This is a genomic window from Arthrobacter sp. AQ5-05 (assembly GCF_003287975.1).
Lineage (GTDB): Bacteria > Actinomycetota > Actinomycetes > Actinomycetales > Micrococcaceae > Paeniglutamicibacter.
This window is the reverse complement of the sequence record NZ_QMKQ01000081.1, coordinates 1-1177: the sequence shown is the minus strand read 5'-3', so window position 1 is coordinate 1177 and position 1177 is coordinate 1. Positions and strand designations below refer to the sequence as shown.

Here is a 1177-nt window from a genome sequence, read left to right as displayed (position 1 = left end):
GGCTCTACTGACTCTTCCGTGGGTCATCCCCGTCCCGGGAGTACCGGTTTCCGGCCTCCGAGGCTGAGCATCGCCAGGCCGATGAGGGCTTCGGGTGCTTTGAATCCGAAGGCCACCCGGGTGATGAGCCTGATTTTGGTATTCATGGATTCGATCCGCCCATTGCTCAATCCGTGCTCGATCGATGCCAGGATGGCTTCGCGGTGCTTGACGATGCTCTTTTGCAGCTTCACGAACGCGGGAATCCGGCAGCGCCTGGCCCAAGAAACCCACTTGTCCAGGGCCACCACCGCGTCCGCATGTGGCAGCCTGAAGATGGTCCGCAGCCCCTCTTTGAGGTAGTACGCGCGGCCCAGCCTCGGGTCGGTCTGAACGATCCAATCGAGCTTCACCTTTTGCTTCACGGTGAGGTCCTCGGGGTTCTTCCAGAGCGCGTAGCGGGAGTTTTTCAGCTTCGTCGCCTTCTGGCTATCGGGCCGTTCCGGGGCATCCTTGGGCGGCCGTCCCCTGCCCCTGGCCGGCTCATTTTCTTCGGCCGCTTTCCGGGCCCGATTCCAGGATGCGCGGCGTTCCTCATCCAGGGCCCCGGTAGCCCATTGGACCACATGGAACGGGTCGGCCACACGGACGGCCTGGGGGCAGCGTTCGGCCACGACGGTGGCGATCCAGTTCGCGGCATCGGCGGAAACATGCGTGATCTGGGCGGATCGTTCCTCCCCGAGTGCGTCAAAGAACTTCCGCAGCGTGGCCTTGTCACGGCCCGGCGAGGCCCAAATCAGGCGGCCCGAATCGTGGTCCACGACCACGGTGATGTACTTGTGTCCGCGTTTGTAGGAGATCTCGTCGATGCCGATCCGCTTGAGGTCCGCGAACGGGTCGAAGGTCTTGGCGGTGTCCTTCCAGACCCGGTTGATGATGGAGCCCACGGTGCGCCAGGCAATGCGCATCAGCACGGTGACCGCGCTCTTGGAGCATTGGGTGGCCAGCCAGGAGACCTGCTGGTCAAAGTCCCGGGTGTGTCCGCACCTGGTGGCGGGCCCAGGGAACGGCGGCGACGATGACTCCGTGCTCCGGGCAGCGCACACGAGGCGCGTGGGCCACGAGATAGGTTTCGGTGGTTCCCAGATCCAGGGTGCGCCACCGTCGGGGGCCTTCACCGCGGTCGTACCGGGAGCAC

At 64.6% G+C, this 1177-nt stretch carries 1 protein-coding gene; it reads right to left on the bottom strand.

Annotated features, from left to right (window positions below; all coding sequences use genetic code 11):
• Positions 1–23: 23 nt before the first annotated feature.
• A complete protein-coding gene (locus DQ353_RS21085; RefSeq protein WP_286166959.1) occupies positions 24–1085 on the bottom strand; it encodes an ISL3 family transposase in 1062 nt (353 codons plus the stop codon).
• Between the last annotated feature and the right edge of the window lie 92 nt (positions 1086–1177).